Below are 14,880 nucleotides of genomic sequence, written 5' to 3'. Positions count from 1 at the left end.
CCGGTCCAGGCGCTCTCAGCGCCCGTTGACCGCGCCCAGGGGCCTGGCGACCGCCCGACCCGCCGTCAGGACCCTCCCCCGACGCGCCCAGGCGCTCTGCGACGCGCTGAACATGCCATCCGGGCCCTTCCCGCAGGAGCGGACCAGTAGACTGGAGGACGACGTCCGGGCGATCTCTCGCCCGCGCTCGACGTAGGGAGACTCCGAGGCCCGTGGCTGCGGCGAAGAAGAACAACGAGTACAGCGCGTCCTCCATCACCGTCCTCGAGGGTCTCGAGGCGGTCCGCAAGCGGCCCGGCATGTACATCGGGTCCACCGGCGAGCGCGGTCTGCACCACCTGATCTGGGAGGTCGTGGACAACGCCGTCGACGAGGCGATGGCGGGTTACGCCACGTCCGTCTCGGTGACGCTGCAGGCCGACGGGGCCATCTCTGTCACCGACGACGGCCGCGGCATCCCGGTCGACATGCACCCGGTGGAGAAGAAGCCGGCCGTCGAGGTCGTGCTGACGGTGCTGCACGCGGGCGGCAAGTTCGACGACAAGTCGTACGCGGTGTCCGGTGGTCTGCACGGTGTCGGTGTCTCCGTCGTGAACGCGCTCTCCACGGCGCTCGACGTCGAGATCCACACCAAGGGCAAGGTCTGGACCCAGCACTACGACCGGTCGGTCCCCGAGAAGCTGGTCGAGGTCGGCCCGACGAAGCGGACCGGCACCACGATCACGTTCTGGGCCGACCCGGACATCTTCGAGACCACGACGTACAACTTCGAGACGATCTCGCGGCGCCTGCAGGAGATGGCCTTCCTGAACAAGGGCCTGACGATCCACCTGCGCGACGAGCGCAAGCCCGAGACCGAGTCGAACGCGGAGTCGCTCGACGACACCCCGGACGCCGAGGGCTACGTGGCGAAGGTCAAGGAGAAGACCTTCCACTACCCGGGCGGCCTCGAGGACTTCGTCGCCTTCATCAACAACTCGAAGGACCCGATCCACAAGAAGCCCGTGGGCTTCACCGCGGACGGCACCGGCCACCAGGTCGAGGTCGCCATGCAGTGGAACTCCGGCTACTCGGAGTCGGTCTACACCTTCTGCAACACGATCAACACCACCGAGGGCGGGACCCACGAGGAGGGCTTCCGCTCGGCGCTGACCACCACGGTCAACCGCTACGCGCGCGACAAGAAGCTCATCAAGGAGAAGGACCCGGCGCTGACCGGCGACGACATCCGCGAGGGCCTCGCCGCGATCGTGTCGGTCAAGGTCGCCGAGCCGCAGTTCGAGGGCCAGACCAAGACCAAGCTCGGCAACACCGAGGTGAAGTCGTTCGTCCAGCGCGTGTGCAACGAGCACCTCGCGGACTGGTTCGAGCGCAACCCGGCCGACGCGAAGACCATCATCAACAAGGCGGTCGGGTCGGCCCAGGCGCGCATGGCGGCCCGCAAGGCCCGTGAGCTCGTCCGGCGCAAGACCGCCGGCGACCTCGGCGGCCTGCCCGGCAAGCTCGCCGACTGCCGGTCGAACGACCCGTCGCGCAGCGAGGTCTACATCGTCGAGGGCGACTCGGCGGGCGGCTCGGCGAAGTCCGGCCGCGACTCGATGTTCCAGGCGATCCTGCCGATCCGCGGCAAGATCATCAACGTCGAGAAGGCCCGGATCGACCGCGTCCTCAAGAACAACGAGGTCCAGTCGATCATCACGGCGCTCGGCACCGGCATCCACGACGAGTTCGACCTGGCGAAGCTCCGTTACCACAAGATCGTGCTGATGGCCGACGCCGACGTCGACGGCCAGCACATCCGGACGCTGCTGCTCACGCTGCTGTTCCGCTTCATGCGCCCGTTGATCGAGCACGGCCACGTGTTCCTCGCGATGCCTCCGCTGTACAAGATCAAGTGGGGCGGTCGGAACGCCGAGCCGGAGTTCGCGTACTCCGACCGCGAGCGCGATGCACTGCTCGAGGCCGGGCGCGCGGCCGGCAAGAAGATCAACAAGGACGAGGGCATCCAGCGGTACAAGGGCCTCGGCGAGATGAACGCCAAGGAGCTCTGGGAGACCACGATGGACCCGGAGACCCGCCTGATGATGCAGGTGACGCTGGACGACGCGGCCACCGCCGACGAGCTGTTCAGCGTGCTCATGGGCGAGGACGTGGAGTCCCGGCGGTCGTTCATCACGCGCAACGCCAAGGACGTGCGCTTCCTGGACGTCTAGGCGAGCGCGGCGTCGGGGGACGTCTGACGTTCCACGGGAAACGTCGATCGCTACCCTCCCCCCGGTGCGTCCGTCCGGACGCGCCGGAGGGAAGGGTGCGGCGCAGTGGACACCACCGCTGGGTTGAGCCGACTGCTGCGGACGGTCGCGCCGCACGCCTGGTTCCTCGAGGACGAGGTCGTCGGCCTCGCGGAGTTCGTGGGGCCCGGGTCGGTGTGCGTCGACGTCGGCGCGGAGTTCGGTCTCTACACCTGGACCCTCGCCGGACTGGTCGGTCCGCAGGGCCGCGTGCACGCCGTCGAGCCGCAGCCCGGTCCCGCCCGCTTCGTCGGTGCCGCCCGCGCGCTGCTGGGGGCGGAGCACGTCACCGTGCACCGCACCGCCCTCGGGGCGGTCCCGGGCACCGGCGCGCTGTCCCTGCCCCGCCGTCACCTCCTGCCGGTCCACGGCCGCGCCTTCCTGACGACGGGTGCGGACGGGCTGGGCTCGAACGCCGAGTTCGCCCGCCACGACGAGGTCCCGGTGACCGTGTCGACGCTCGACGAGCTGGTCGCCGACCTGGAGCTCGACCGGCTCGACCTCGTGAAGGCCGACATCGAGGGCGCCGAGGCGACGCTGCTCGCCGGTGGGGCGAAGACGCTGGAGAGCCTCCGCCCCGTGCTGATGCTCGAGCTCGAGGACCGTCACCTGGCGCGCTTCGGCACCACGGTGGCCGCGGTGGTCGAGGACCTCGCGGAGCGGGACTACCTCGCCCGGACCTGGCGGGGAGCCTGGCTCCCGCGCCACGCCGACGACGGCCGGCGCAACGTCTGCTTCCTCCCGGCGGAACGGGTGCTGACCCTCCCCTGACCGCACCCCCGCCGCGAGCCGGTCGGCCGTCCCGACGACGGCGCAGGGGTGCGGGCGTCGTCCCCGTCCTGACCGGCGCGGATTCCCGCGGGGCGCCCACGTGATCGTCGCCGCGCTCGGTAGAATCGGGGGTGTCGGACCCGGCGTGTCGGCGTCCGGCGGACGGGCACGCCCCTGATGTGTTCGACGCGGTGACCGGCCGCGCCCCGGGGGCGCCCAGGAGTGGAGTGGACACCGCGTGACCGAGACGACGCTGCCTCCGGGTTCCGGCGACCGGATCGAGCCGGTCGACATCCAGCAGGAGATGCAGCGCTCCTACATCGACTACGCCATGAGCGTGATCGTGGGGCGCGCCCTGCCGCTGGTGGAGGACGGCCTCAAGCCGGTACACCGCCGTGTCCTCTACTCGATGTACGACTCCGGCTTCCGGCCGGACCGCAGCTACGTGAAGTGCGCGCGCGTCGTCGGCGACGTGATGGGCAACTACCACCCGCACGGCGACTCGGCGATCTACGACGCCCTGGTCCGCCTCGCCCAGCCGTGGTCGATGCGCTACCCGCTGATCGACGGGCAGGGCAACTTCGGCTCCCCGGGCAACGACCCGGCGGCCGCGATGCGGTACACGGAGTGCCGTCTCACGCCGCTCGCCATGGCGATGCTGCAGGACATCGACGAGGAGACCGTCGACTTCGTCGACAACTACGACGGTCGCACCCAGGAGCCGGCGGTCCTGCCCGGCCGCTTCCCGAACCTGCTGGTGAACGGCTCGGCCGGCATCGCGGTCGGCATGGCGACCAACATCCCGCCGCACAACCTGCGTGAGGTCGCCGAGGGCGCCACGTGGGCGCTCGACCACCCCGAGGCGTCGGAGGAGGAGACCCTGGAGGCGCTCATGGAGCGCATCAAGGGCCCCGACTTCCCGACGTCGGGTCTCATCGTGGGCAAGGACGGGATCGAGTCCGCCTACCGCACCGGCCGCGGCTCCATCCGGATGCGCGCCGTGGTGGAGGTGGAGGAGGACACGAAGGGCCGCACCACCCTCGTCGTCACCGAGCTGCCCTACCAGGTCAACCCGGACAACCTCATCGAGTCGATCGCGACGATGGTCCGCGAGGGCCGGGTCACCGGGATCGCCGAGATCAACGACGAGTCCTCGGACCGCGTCGGCCGGCGCATCGTCATCACCCTGCGCCGCGACGCGGTGGCGAAGGTGGTGCTGAACAACCTCTACAAGCACTCGCAGCTGCAGTTCAGCTTCGGCGTGAACATGCTGACGATCGTCGACGGCGTGCCGCGCACGCTGCGGCTCGACCAGCTGATCCGGCACTGGATCCGCCACCAGATCGAGGTCATCGTCCGGCGCACGCGCTACCGCCTGCGCAAGGCCGAGGAGCGGGCCCACATCCTGCGCGGGCTCGTGAAGGCCCTCGACGCGCTCGACGAGGTCATCGCGCTCATCCGCAGCTCGGAGACCGTCGACGTCGCGCGCACCGGCCTGATGGAGCTCCTCGACGTCGACGACATCCAGGCCCAGGCGATCCTGGACATGCAGCTGCGGCGCCTCGCCGCCCTCGAGCGCCAGAAGATCGTCGACGAGCTGGCCGAGATCGAGGAGACGATCCGCGACCTGCAGGACATCCTCGACCGGCCCGAGCGCCAGCGGCAGATCGTCCGTGACGAGCTCGGTGAGATCGTCGAGAAGCACGGCGACGACCGCCGGACGCGGCTCCTGGGCTACGACGGCGAGGTCGCCGACGAGGACCTGATCGCCGTCGAGGACGTCGTCGTCACCATCACGCGCACCGGCTACGCGAAGCGCACGAAGACCGACCTCTACCGCGCCCAGAAGCGCGGCGGCCGCGGTGTGCAGGGCGCGACGCTCAAGCAGGACGACATCGTCGCCCACTTCTTCGTCTGCTCCACGCACGACTGGCTGCTGTTCTTCACCAACAAGGGCCGCGTGTACCGCGCTAAGGCCTACGAGCTGCCGGAGGCCACGCGCAACGCCCGTGGCCAGCACGTGGCGAACCTCCTCGCGTTCCAGCCCGAGGAGCAGATCGCCCAGGTCATGCAGATCACCGACTACGAGGCGGCGCCCTACCTGGTGCTCGCCACGAAGAGCGGTCTGGTGAAGAAGTCCAAGCTCTCGGACTTCGACTCGAACCGGTCCGGCGGCCTCATCGGCATCAACCTGCGGGACAACGACGAGCTGGTCGGCGCCGTCCTCTGCTCCGGCGAGGACGACCTGCTCCTCGTCTCCGCGGAGGGGCAGTCGATCCGCTTCTCGGCCACCGACGAGGTACTGCGCCCGATGGGCCGCGCGACGTCGGGCGTCATGGGCATGCGCTTCAACTCCGGCGACGAGCTGCTCTCGATCGGCGTGGTGCGCGACGGGACGTTCCTGCTGGTCGCGACGGGCGGCGGGTACGCGAAGCGCACCCCGATCGAGGACTACCCGGTGCAGGGACGCGGCGGGAAGGGCGTGCTGACGCTGCAGTACGACCGGCGGCGCGGCACGCTGGTCGGCGCCCTCATCGTGGAGCTGGAGGACGAGCTGTACGCGATCACCTCGAGCGGCGGCGTCATCCGGACCACGGCGAAGGAGGTCCGCAAGGCGGGCCGCCAGACCAAGGGGGTCCGCCTCATGAACCTCGGCGAGACCGCGACGCTGCTCGCCGTGGCCCGCAACGCCGAGAACGCCACCGACCCCGACGCCGGCGGCCCGGACCAGGCGCCCGACACGCTGCTGTGACGAGCCGGGCCACACCCGGACCCGCCCCGACCTCCCTGACGACGGAACGAGCCACGTGAGCACACCGGACGAGAGCAAGAGCGGCGGGTCCGCCGAGGACACGGTCGTCACGAGCGCGACCGGCGACGACTCGTCCCCGGCGGGCGGGTCGGGCCCGGGCGGCCAGCGGGCCGGCGGCCCGCCGCCGCCCTGGCAGCGCGCGGGCGCCCGCGGGTCGTCGGAGTCCGCTCCCGAGGGCCGCGAGGGCGCTGCTCCCGCGTCGGCCCCGGTCGCGGACCGCCGTCCGCCGACCGGCCCGCTGCCCACCGGCGGGAGCGCGGCGCCGACCGCCGGCACGCCCGCGACCGGGTCGCCCCGGCCCGAGGGACCGGGGTCGGCGCAGGGCCGGCGGACGTCGACGGCCCTCATCGACGCTCCCACGAACCAGCTCTCGCCGGAGCAGCTCGGCATGCGGACGGGCTCGCGCCCGGAGCCGGAGCCCGACTTCGACGCGCCCCTCGACGACGACGAGCCCCTGACCGCCCGGCCCTCTCGCGGGAAGGTCCCGCGGCGGGCCAGCCTGCAGGTCAAGCGGTTCGACCCGTGGTCGGTGCTCAAGCTCGCCCTCGTACTGGGCGTGGCGCTGTTCTTCGTGTGGATGTTCGCGGTCGGTGTGCTCTACGCCGTGCTCGACGGCATGGGCGTCTGGGCGCAGCTCAACGGCACCTACCAGGACCTCACCTCCGACGCCGGCGGCGGCGGTGGCCAGCTGATCACCGCGGGCGGCGTGTTCGGCGTGGCGGCCATCGTCGGGGTGGTGAACACGATCCTGTTCACCGCGTTGGCCAGCGTGTCGGCGTTCATCTACAACATCTCCGCCGACGTGGCGGGCGGCATCGAGGTCACGCTCTCGGAGCGCGACTAGAGCCGACCCCGGTGGCGGGGCGGCCGGACACCCTCCGGTAACCTCGTCACCGTTCGGGCCCATAGCTCAGTTGGTTAGAGCGCGTCGCTGATAACGACGAGGTCGATGGTTCAAATCCATCTGGGCCCACCCCCTGCAGACACGCCGACGGGCCCCGGAGCCATGCTCCGGGGCCCGTCGACGTTCGGCGGTCAGTCGCCGGTCAGCCGGAGAACGCGGCCGCCGTGGTGCCGTTCTTGCCGCGGGCCTCCCACGCCTCGACGACGTTGTTCGGGACGCGGCCCCGGTCGGACACCTCGAAGCCCTCGGTCCGGGCCCACTCGCGGATCTGCTTGGACGTCTCGCGGTCGTACCCCCCGGGCGAGGTCGCCCGCGGCGTCCCCGTCCCCGCGCCGCCGGAACGGCGTCGACCGTTGCCGGCCGAGCCGGCGCGACGTCCCCCGGTACGTCGCGCGGCCGCGACGTACTGCGCGAGCGTGTCCCGCAGCCCGGCGCTGTTCTTGTCGTCGAGGTCGATCTCGTAGGTCACGCCGTCGAGAGCGAACTCGACGGTGGTGATGTCCTCGGACTCCTCGCCGGTCAGGTCGTCCACCAACGTGACGACGGTCTTCTGAGCCATCTGGCGGTACTCCTCGGTCTTGACGGGTCGCGCGGGGGAATGGGGCCGGAAATGACTTCCGACGTATTCACGTTAGCAAGAATTCCGCACCGCGCGAGCGACCGGGGGTACTTCACCCGACAGTGGCGCGCAATTGGCGCCCACCGGCATCCCGGGTCGTCGGGATCACACTCGATACCTGTCCGACCCGGTAGTCCACCCGATGAACTCAGTTCCCTCCCAGGCGTAGTGCGGTGAATTCACGGGTGCGCGCGGTGAGTGCCTCCTCGGTGGGGAGGCGTTCCATGCTGCTGGCGCCGTAGAAACCGTGACAGGTCGTGGCGCGCTCCAGCACGTAGGCCGCGTCGGCGGGGGACGAGACGGGTCCGCCGTGGACGAGCACCAGGACGTCGTCGCGCACCTCGCGCGCCGCGGCGGCCCATTCGTCGGTCAGCGCCACGCAGTCGTCGAGCGACTTCGCGGTCTCGGCGCCGATCGAACCGCCCGTCGTGAGGCCCATGTGGCAGACGACGACGTCCGCGCCGGCCCGGGCCATCGCCCGGGCGTCGTCGCTCGAGAAGACGTAGGGCGTCGTGAGCAGGTCGTGCGCCCGGGCGGCGGCGACGAGGTCCACCTCGTGCGCGAACCCCATCCCGGTCTCCTCGAGATTGGCGCGGAAGGTGCCGTCGATGAGCCCGACGGTCGGGAAGTTCTGGATTCCGGCGAAGCCCAGGTCGGCGAGTTCGCGCAGGAATCGGTCGCGCAGCATGAACGGGTCGGTGCCGTTCACGCCCGCGAGCACCGGTGTGTGCCGCACCACCGGCAGCACTTCGGCCGCCATCTCGACCACGATCTCGTTCGCGTTGCCGTACGCGAGCAGGCCGGCGAGCGATCCACGGCCCGCCATCCGATAGCGGCCCGAGTTGTAGATGACGATGAGATCGATCCCACCCGCCTCCTCGCAGCGGGCCGACAATCCGGTTCCGGCGCCGCCGCCGACGATCGGTTCACCCCGCCCGACCTTCTCGCGCAACCGCTCCACGATCTCCTGACGACTCATGCGTCTCCTCCCATGACCTCGTGAAGGTTCTCCACCAGCGTCGCCGCGAACGCCGGGTCGTTGACGTGCAGATCGGTCTCGACGAGACGCCGTCCGGTGGTCTGCTGCAGTTCGGAGCGCAGAGTGTCGAGCAGGGCCGCGGTCGCCTCCGGGTCGGCGAAGGGACCGCCGGCGACGTCGAGGGCCGAGACACCCGCCGTCGGGAAGACCAGACGCACCGGGCCCTCGCAGGCGTTCAGGCCGGCGGCGAGGAACCGGGCGGCCTCCCGGCACTCGTCGGGCGTGGTGCGCATCAGGGTCACCTGGGCGTTGTGCTCGTAGAGGGTCCGGCCGCGGTAGCGCTCGGGGACGGTGTCCGGCGCCCCGAAGTTGACCATGTCGAGCGCGCCGACGCTGCCGACCCACGGGACCCGTCGTCGGGCGATCGCCCCGAGCCGGTCGGGGGTGGCGGCCATGATCCCGCCCGCGACGAGGTCGGCGATCTCGGTGGTGGACACGTCGACGACGCCTGCGACCAGGCCGTCGTCGACGAGCTTCTCCATCGCCCGCCCGCCGGTGCCGGTGGCGTGGAAGACCAGGCAGTCGTAGTCGTCGGCGAGCTGCTCGGTCACGGCCGTGACGCAGGGCGTCGTGACCCCGAACATCGTCAGCCCCAGCGCCGGCTTGTCCACGGCCTCGACCGGCGGCGCCGCGAGGGCGCCGGCGAGGGCGTGCGCGGCGTTCGACAGCACCACCCGGCTGATGCGGTTGAGCCCGGCCACGTCGGTGACCGAGTACATGAGCGTGATGTCGGCCGACCCGACGTAGGGCGCCGTGTTCCCGGAGGCGACCGTCGAGACCACGATCTTCGGCACGCCGACCGGCAGCCGCTGCAGCGCGGGGGTGATGAGCGCGGTGCCGCCGGAGCCACCGAGCCCGATCACGCCGTCCGGGTGCCGTTCGGGCAGCCACCGCTCCAGCGCGTCGGCCATCGCCGCCACCGCGGTGCCACGGTCGCCGGTGAACGCGGTCCGGTCGGCGATGTCGGCCGGCGTGACGTCGGCCCGCCGTGCGTCGGGATCCGAGGTCCCGACGTCGACGGTGGTCACCTCGTGGCCCGCGGCCCGGATCGCGTCGGCGACGTAGTGCAGCTCGTCGCCCTTCGTGTCGAACGTGCCCACCACGTAGGCGTGCGCCATGACCCCTCCCACTGTCGAGACCCCGTCGTCCTCCCGGGAGTCCTATCGCAGAACGGCCCGCCGCGCGGCTGCTAGCGTGGAGGCGTGAAGAAGCTGGTCGTGATCGTTGCGGCGGCGTTCGGGGTGGCCCACCTCGTCCGGCGCAAGCAGCAGGAGCGGCCGGCGGCGGAGGTCTGGCGCGAGGCGACCCGCGCGTCGTAGCCCTCTCTCACGGGGACATAGCTCAATTGGCAGAGCACCGCCTTTGCAAGGCGGGGGTTAGGGGTTCGATTCCCCTTGTCTCCACCGCACCGCACTCCGGAGCACCCGCAGGACCGACGCCACGTCGAGGTCGGCCAGCGCGGCCTGCAGCCAGAGGCCGTTGACGACGGCGACCAGGAGGTCCGGCTCCGGCGCTCCGAGTCGCGTCGCCAGCCCGGTCAGGGTGGTCTCCCACCGGGCAACCTCGCCGCGCAGGTCGTCGCGGCGGGCGGCGAGCAGGAACAGGTCGTACTCGGCGACGAGGGCCGCCCGGTCGGAGGCCGCGATCACGGCGGCGAGCGCCTCGGGGGTGGAGACGGCGTCGAGGGCGGCGACGTAGCGGTCGTTCACCTCGGCGAGGGTGCTGACGAGCAGGTCGTCCACCGACGCGAAGTGGTAGAGCACCGCGCTCGGCGGCACGCCCGCCTCGTCGGCCACGCGACGCTGGCTCACCCCGCCCGGTCCGTCGCGGGCGATCACCCGCAGGGTGGCGTCGAGGAGTTCCCGACGGCGGGTGGCGCCCCGGCGGCGTCGACCGTCGGTGATCGGGTCAGCCACCGTGCGCGCCGCCGAGCTCGAGGGCCAGCACGCCGGCGATCACCAGGCCGATGCCGCCGACCTGCACCCACGTCAGGGTCTCGCCGAGGAACAGCGTGCCGATGATCGCGATCGCGGCGACCCCGGTGGCGGCCCATATCCCGTACGCCACCCCGACCGGCAGCCCCCGCGTCAACGCCTGCGAGAGCGAGTAGAAGGCGAGCAGGTACACGACGACCACGACGATCGACGGGACGGGTCGGCTGAACCCGTCCGCGAGCTTCAGCGACACCGTCCCCGCGACCTCGGCGGCGATCGCGACCGCGAGCCAGATCCACACGCCGTCCAGACTACTGGAGCGATCGCTCAGGAATATCGACCGCGACGATGTGGCGAACCTGGCGCTGGATGACAGCAACGACGCTTTCCTGCCACGGGGGGAGGTGCTCAACGCGGGTGCAGCCGCAGCGGCAGCGACGCCCACTCCCGCATCGTGTTGTTCGCCCGGCGCACCGGCTCGCCCGCCGGCTCGATGCGCTCCACCCGGTCGGCCAGGGCGGCGAGGAGGGCGTCGGCCTCCAGGCGGGCGACGTGCTGGCCCACGCACTGGTGCAGGCCGAACCCGAACCCCACGTGGCCCGACGGGTCGTGGGCCAGGTCGAAGCGCTCGGGGGTGTCCCAGTGCCGGGGGTCGTGGTTGGCCGACCCGAGGTAGAGGAGGACCTTCGACCCCTCCGGCACGACCGCGTCCCCGACCGGCACGTCGACCTCGGCGGTGCGGAAGAAGGTCTGCACCGGGGAGCCCCAGCGGACCGCCTCGTCGAAGCACACCCGATGTCGGGACGGGTCGGCGCGGTAGACCGACCACTGGTCCGGGTGCGTGGCCAGCCCGTGCAGCACCCAGCCGAGGCCGTGCACGGTGGTGTCGACGCCGGCGGACAGGAGGGAGCGCACCACCAGCGGGGCCTGCTCGACGGACAGGTCTCCGCGGTCGGCGGCGGCCCAGATGTCGGCCCCGAAGCCCTCGTCGGCGAGCGTCTCCCGGGTGCACTGCCCGTTCACCCAGGCAGCGTGCTCCCCGGCCTCCACCGCGCCGGCCGCGACCAGCTCGTTGTGCGGCCCGAACGCGTTGAACAGGTACTCGCCGTAGGGCAGCAGGTGCTCGCGGCCCTCGCGGGCGATGCCCACCGCGTCCGGGAAGACCCGCAGCGGGAACGCCTCGGCGAGCGCGGTCATGCCGTCGACCTCGACCGGGCCGCCGGTCGTCCCGAGCAGGGCGTCGACGTGCTCGACGGCCGCCGCGAACCACCGGTCCCGCCACCGGCGCAGTGCGCGGGGCCCGAGGATCGAGGAGAGGACGCGGCGCGGGGCGTCGTGGTGGGGCGGATCCGCCTCGAGCAGCAACGACGGTGGCCGCCACGGCTTCTCGCGGCGGAAGTTCGACAGCCCGACGCCGGCCGAGGAGCAGAAGCGCTGCCAGTCGGTCAGCGCGGCCCGGACCTCGGCGTAGCGGCCCATCGCGTAGAGGTCGTGGGCCGCGAGGTACTGGACCGGGCCGGCGTCGCGCAGTGCGGCCTGGAACGGCAGCGGGTCGGTGAGGACCTCGACGGAGAAGGGGTCGATGTCGGTGCTGGGAAGGGTGGCAGCGGCAGTGGTCATCACAGGTCCAGGACGAGGTGGTCGGAGGCGGCGCGCGAGACGCAGGGCAGCATGCAGTCGCCCGCGGCGCGTTCGTGGTCGGCGAGGACCTGGTCGCGGTGGTCGGGAATGCCCGCGAGCACCGTCGTCTCGCAGGTCCCGCAGGTCCCGCGCTCGCAGGACGACAGCGTCGTCGCCCCGGCCCGGCGGGCCGCGTCGAGGACGGAGACCGACGCGTCGACGGTGAGCGTGACGCCGGTGCGCGCGAGGTCGACGGTGAAGGGCGCGTCGCGGACCGGGGCGGCGATCTCGGTGGTGGTGAACCGTTCGGTGCGCAGGCGGTCGGCCGGCACCAGCCCGGACACGGCGTCGAGCAGGGGACCGGGGCCGCAGGCGTAGACCACGGTCTCGTCGTCCACGGTCCCGAGCCACGACGCCAGCGGGAGCAGGCCCTGCTCGTCCTGCGGCACCACGGTGGTCCGGGCGGCCGGGAGCTCGTCGAGGAACGCCATCGAGGCCCGGCGGCGTCCGCCGTAGAGCAGCGAGAAGTCCGCCCCGAGGACCTCGGCGGCGGCGATCATCGGGAGCAGCGGCGTGACGCCGATGCCGCCCGCCACGAACCGGTACCGCGCGGCCGGCACGAGCGGGAAGTGGTTGCGCGGCCCGCCGAGCTCCACCCGGTCGCCCGCCCGCAGCACGTCGTGGACGTAGCGCGAGCCGCCCCGCCCGTCCGGCTCACGCAGGACCGCCACCCGGTACGACGACGGGTCCCACCGGTCCCCGCACAGCGAGTACTGCCGCGTCTCCCCGGAGCCGAGGGTGAGGTCGACGTGGGCGCCGGGCGTCCAGTCCGGGAGCCGCCCGCCGTCGGGACGGGCGAGGGTGAGGGCGACGACGCCGTCGGCGACGACGTCCGTGGCGGTCACCACCAGCGAGGTCATGCCGTGCAGCGTGCGGAACCGACCGGTCGCACCGGAAGCTCCGGCCCGTTCAACGGGCCAGCCGGTCCCGGATCCGGCGTGCCGCCTCGGTCAGGGCGGGCACGGTCCGGGCCGCCTCGCCGTCGTTCGGGACGACCACGGACACCGCCACCACCACGTGTCCGGCCCCGTCGCGCACCGGCACGGCGACCCCGGTCGCGTCGAGGTGGATGTAGCCGGGGCAGAGGGCGACGCCCCGCTCCCGGACCTCCGCGAGGCGGGTCCGCAGCACCCCGGGGTCGGTGATCGTGTTCCGCGTGAAACCGACCAGCGGGCGGGCGAGGACGCGCTCCTGCAGCGTCGTCGACGCGAACGCGAGCAGGACCAGGCCCGACGACGAGGCGTGCAGCGGGAGCCGCGCCGCGATCCGGGTCAGGTTGATCACCGCGCGGTCGGCGGAGAGCCGCTCGACGAAGAGCACCTCGGCGCCGTCGAGGACCCCGAGCTGGGCGTGGTGGCCGACCGCGCGGTGCAGGTCCTCGAGCACCGGCATCGCGGTCTCGCGCAACGACAGGGTGGACGACGCCCGGGCCCCGAGCTCCCAGAGCCGCGTGCCGACCCGGACGCGGCCCTCGTCGCGCACGAGCAGGCCGTGTCCGACGAGCTCCGCGACCAGGCGGGAGGCCGTCGTCGTCGGGAGGTCGGCGCGGCGGGCGATCTCGGTGACGGCGAGGGCGGGTGCCTCGGGGGTGAAGGCCTCGAGGACGCGGACGACCCGCTCGAGCACCGACTCGCCGGAGTCGGACCGGGCCATCAGGCCGCGCGGCGGCGGACCCGCAGGCCCCCGACCGCGGTGAGCGCGACGAGCACGGCGATCCCGAGGAAGCCCCCGCCCAGGCCGAACGCGGCGGCGAGCACCCCGGTGAGGAACGGCCCGCCGGCCTCGCCGATCTCGCGCCCGATCTCGGCCGAGCCCATCGTCTGCCCGATCCGCTCGGGCGGGCTCCACGCGGCGAGGACCGCGAACGCGACCGGGGTGATGACGGCGGTGCCGATCCCGATGACGGCCGCGGCGACGAGCAGGCCCGCCAGGTGGCCGAGGACCGCGGGGACGGCGAGCCCGACCGCCGTCAGGAGGGTCCCGACGACGAGCGCGGTCCGGTCGGCGAGGCGGCCCGCGTCGCGGAGCCGCCCGACGAGCGGCTGGGTCACCGCCGCGACGACGGCGAGCACCGAGACCGCCGCGCCGGTCGCGATCGGGGAGAGCCCGTCGGCGACCCCGACCAGCGGCAGGAAGCCCACGCCGCAGGACAGGGCGGCGGCGCTGGAGGCGAGGGCGAGGGTCGGGGGGAGGAACCCCGGGTCGGCGAGCCCGCGCAGCGCCCGGCCGAGCCCCTGTCGGCGGCGGGGCAGCGGCGGCGGGTCGGGCACGACGATCACGGTCCAGACGAAGACCGCGATCGCGAGCACCGTCAGCACCGTGAAGAGCAGCGGGTAGCCGCCGGCGGCCACCAGCACGCCGCCGAGCAGGGGACCGGCGGTGTAGCCGAGGCCCTTCCAGGCGCCGTACCCGCCGAAGGCGCGTCCCTGCCCCGTCGGCGGGGCGATGCGGCCGATGAGAGCGCCCGCCGACGGGGAGAACGCGGCCGCGGCCGCGCCCTGGGCGAAGCGGGCCACGCCGAGCAGGGCCGGGTTCCCGACCAGGACGAACGCCGCCGACGCCAGGGCGAAGGCGAAGAGGCCGCCGAGGAGGACCGGCCGCAGACCCACCCGGTCGGCGAGCGCCCCGAAGACCGGCTTGAGCACGATCTCCGCGCCGTCGTAGAGCGCGAGCAGGATGCCGAGGGCGATCAGCTGCCCGCCGAGGTCGCCGGTGAACGCGAGGTTGGCCGCGATGCCGTGCGAGCCGAACGCGGTGACGAACCCGGCCGCGTAGAGCGGGAGGATCGCGCCCCGCGCCACGGTGCGCGCCTCGCCGTCGTTCACGCCCC

General features: G+C 72.6%; 14 protein-coding genes and 2 tRNA genes. 7 read left to right on the top strand and 9 right to left on the bottom strand.

Annotated features, from left to right (window positions below; translation table 11 throughout):
• The first annotated feature begins 212 nt into the window (after positions 1–212).
• From gyrB to QSK00_RS22695, 5 genes are all read left to right on the top strand, one after another.
• Positions 213–2,213: a DNA topoisomerase (ATP-hydrolyzing) subunit B gene (gene gyrB / locus QSK00_RS22715; RefSeq protein WP_285594404.1), complete on the top strand. Its 2,001-nt coding sequence runs from the start codon at positions 213–215 to the stop codon at positions 2,211–2,213.
• A 105-nt stretch (positions 2,214–2,318) separates the two neighbouring features.
• Positions 2,319–3,062, top strand: coding sequence for an FkbM family methyltransferase (locus tag QSK00_RS22710; RefSeq protein WP_285594403.1), 744 nt, complete (start codon positions 2,319–2,321; stop codon positions 3,060–3,062).
• A gap of 238 nt (positions 3,063–3,300) precedes the next feature.
• A complete protein-coding gene (gyrA, locus tag QSK00_RS22705) occupies positions 3,301–5,814 on the top strand; it encodes a DNA gyrase subunit A (RefSeq protein ID WP_285594402.1) in 2,514 nt (837 codons plus the stop codon).
• 55 nt (positions 5,815–5,869) lie between these two features.
• Positions 5,870–6,718 carry a DUF3566 domain-containing protein gene (locus QSK00_RS22700; protein ID WP_285594397.1) on the top strand — a complete coding sequence of 283 codons (849 nt, stop codon included), beginning with the start codon at positions 5,870–5,872 and terminating at the stop codon, positions 6,716–6,718.
• A gap of 55 nt (positions 6,719–6,773) precedes the next feature.
• Positions 6,774–6,847 (top strand) — tRNA-Ile (locus tag QSK00_RS22695).
• Between the two features lie 73 nt (positions 6,848–6,920).
• On the opposite strand, the gene QSK00_RS22690 is transcribed toward QSK00_RS22695, so the two are convergent.
• The 3 genes from QSK00_RS22690 to QSK00_RS22680 form a co-directional block, all read right to left on the bottom strand.
• Positions 6,921–7,337: a histone-like nucleoid-structuring protein Lsr2 gene (locus QSK00_RS22690; protein ID WP_285594395.1), complete on the bottom strand. Its 417-nt coding sequence runs from the start codon at positions 7,335–7,337 to the stop codon at positions 6,921–6,923.
• A 208-nt stretch (positions 7,338–7,545) separates the two neighbouring features.
• Positions 7,546–8,376, bottom strand: a complete 831-nt coding sequence (locus tag QSK00_RS22685; RefSeq protein ID WP_285594393.1) for a phosphoenolpyruvate hydrolase family protein — start codon at positions 8,374–8,376, stop codon at positions 7,546–7,548.
• Complete coding sequence (locus QSK00_RS22680; RefSeq protein WP_285594392.1) at positions 8,373–9,554, bottom strand: Tm-1-like ATP-binding domain-containing protein; 1,182 nt, start codon at positions 9,552–9,554, stop codon at positions 8,373–8,375. Before QSK00_RS22680 ends, QSK00_RS22685 begins: the two co-directional genes overlap by 4 nt.
• Positions 9,555–9,638: 84 nt before the next feature.
• Here QSK00_RS22680 and QSK00_RS22675 point away from each other — a divergent pair, with 84 nt between their 5' ends.
• Complete coding sequence (locus tag QSK00_RS22675; RefSeq protein WP_285594390.1) at positions 9,639–9,755, top strand: DLW-39 family protein; 117 nt, start codon at positions 9,639–9,641, stop codon at positions 9,753–9,755.
• Positions 9,756–9,766: 11 nt separating this feature from the next.
• Positions 9,767–9,839: transfer RNA gene (locus QSK00_RS22670), tRNA-Ala, on the top strand.
• Here QSK00_RS22670 and QSK00_RS22665 read toward each other — a convergent pair.
• From QSK00_RS22665 to QSK00_RS22640, 6 genes are all read right to left on the bottom strand, one after another.
• On the bottom strand, positions 9,813–10,352 hold the full coding sequence (locus tag QSK00_RS22665) for a TetR/AcrR family transcriptional regulator (RefSeq protein ID WP_285594388.1): 540 nt from the start codon (positions 10,350–10,352) through the stop codon (positions 9,813–9,815). The two genes, QSK00_RS22670 and QSK00_RS22665, sit on opposite strands and share 27 nt — an antisense overlap.
• Positions 10,345–10,671 (bottom strand): DMT family transporter, encoded by a 327-nt coding sequence (locus tag QSK00_RS22660; RefSeq protein WP_285594386.1) that lies wholly within the window; start codon positions 10,669–10,671, stop codon positions 10,345–10,347. Before QSK00_RS22660 ends, QSK00_RS22665 begins: the two co-directional genes overlap by 8 nt.
• Positions 10,672–10,778: 107 nt before the next feature.
• Positions 10,779–11,990: a cytochrome P450 gene (locus QSK00_RS22655; RefSeq protein ID WP_285594384.1), complete on the bottom strand. Its 1,212-nt coding sequence runs from the start codon at positions 11,988–11,990 to the stop codon at positions 10,779–10,781.
• Entirely contained in the window at positions 11,990–12,910 is a 921-nt protein-coding gene (locus QSK00_RS22650) for a PDR/VanB family oxidoreductase (protein WP_285594382.1), read from the bottom strand. The genes QSK00_RS22655 and QSK00_RS22650 overlap by 1 nt, the downstream gene beginning before the upstream one ends.
• Before the next feature lie 49 nt (positions 12,911–12,959).
• Complete coding sequence (locus QSK00_RS22645; protein WP_285594380.1) at positions 12,960–13,703, bottom strand: IclR family transcriptional regulator; 744 nt, start codon at positions 13,701–13,703, stop codon at positions 12,960–12,962.
• Positions 13,703–14,875 carry an MFS transporter gene (locus tag QSK00_RS22640; RefSeq protein ID WP_285594378.1) on the bottom strand — a complete coding sequence of 391 codons (1,173 nt, stop codon included), beginning with the start codon at positions 14,873–14,875 and terminating at the stop codon, positions 13,703–13,705. Before QSK00_RS22640 ends, QSK00_RS22645 begins: the two co-directional genes overlap by 1 nt.
• Positions 14,876–14,880: the final 5 nt, after the last annotated feature.

This window comes from Actinomycetospora sp. NBRC 106378 (assembly GCF_030269685.1).
Lineage (GTDB): Bacteria > Actinomycetota > Actinomycetes > Mycobacteriales > Pseudonocardiaceae > Actinomycetospora.
Note: the sequence above shows the minus strand (reverse complement) of the source record. Positions and strands in the feature narration are given on the sequence as shown.

Coding starts and splice junctions, on each gene's coding strand:
- QSK00_RS22645 (WP_285594380.1), bottom strand. CDS start 13,703: ATGGCCCGGTCCGACTCCGGCGAGTCGGTGCTCGAGCGGGTCGTCCGC.
- QSK00_RS22690 (WP_285594395.1), bottom strand. CDS start 7,337: ATGGCTCAGAAGACCGTCGTCACGTTGGTGGACGACCTGACCGGCGAG.
- QSK00_RS22655 (WP_285594384.1), bottom strand. CDS start 11,990: ATGACCACTGCCGCTGCCACCCTTCCCAGCACCGACATCGACCCCTTC.
- QSK00_RS22650 (WP_285594382.1), bottom strand. CDS start 12,910: ATGACCTCGCTGGTGGTGACCGCCACGGACGTCGTCGCCGACGGCGTC.
- QSK00_RS22685 (WP_285594393.1), bottom strand. CDS start 8,376: ATGAGTCGTCAGGAGATCGTGGAGCGGTTGCGCGAGAAGGTCGGGCGG.
- QSK00_RS22680 (WP_285594392.1), bottom strand. CDS start 9,554: ATGGCGCACGCCTACGTGGTGGGCACGTTCGACACGAAGGGCGACGAG.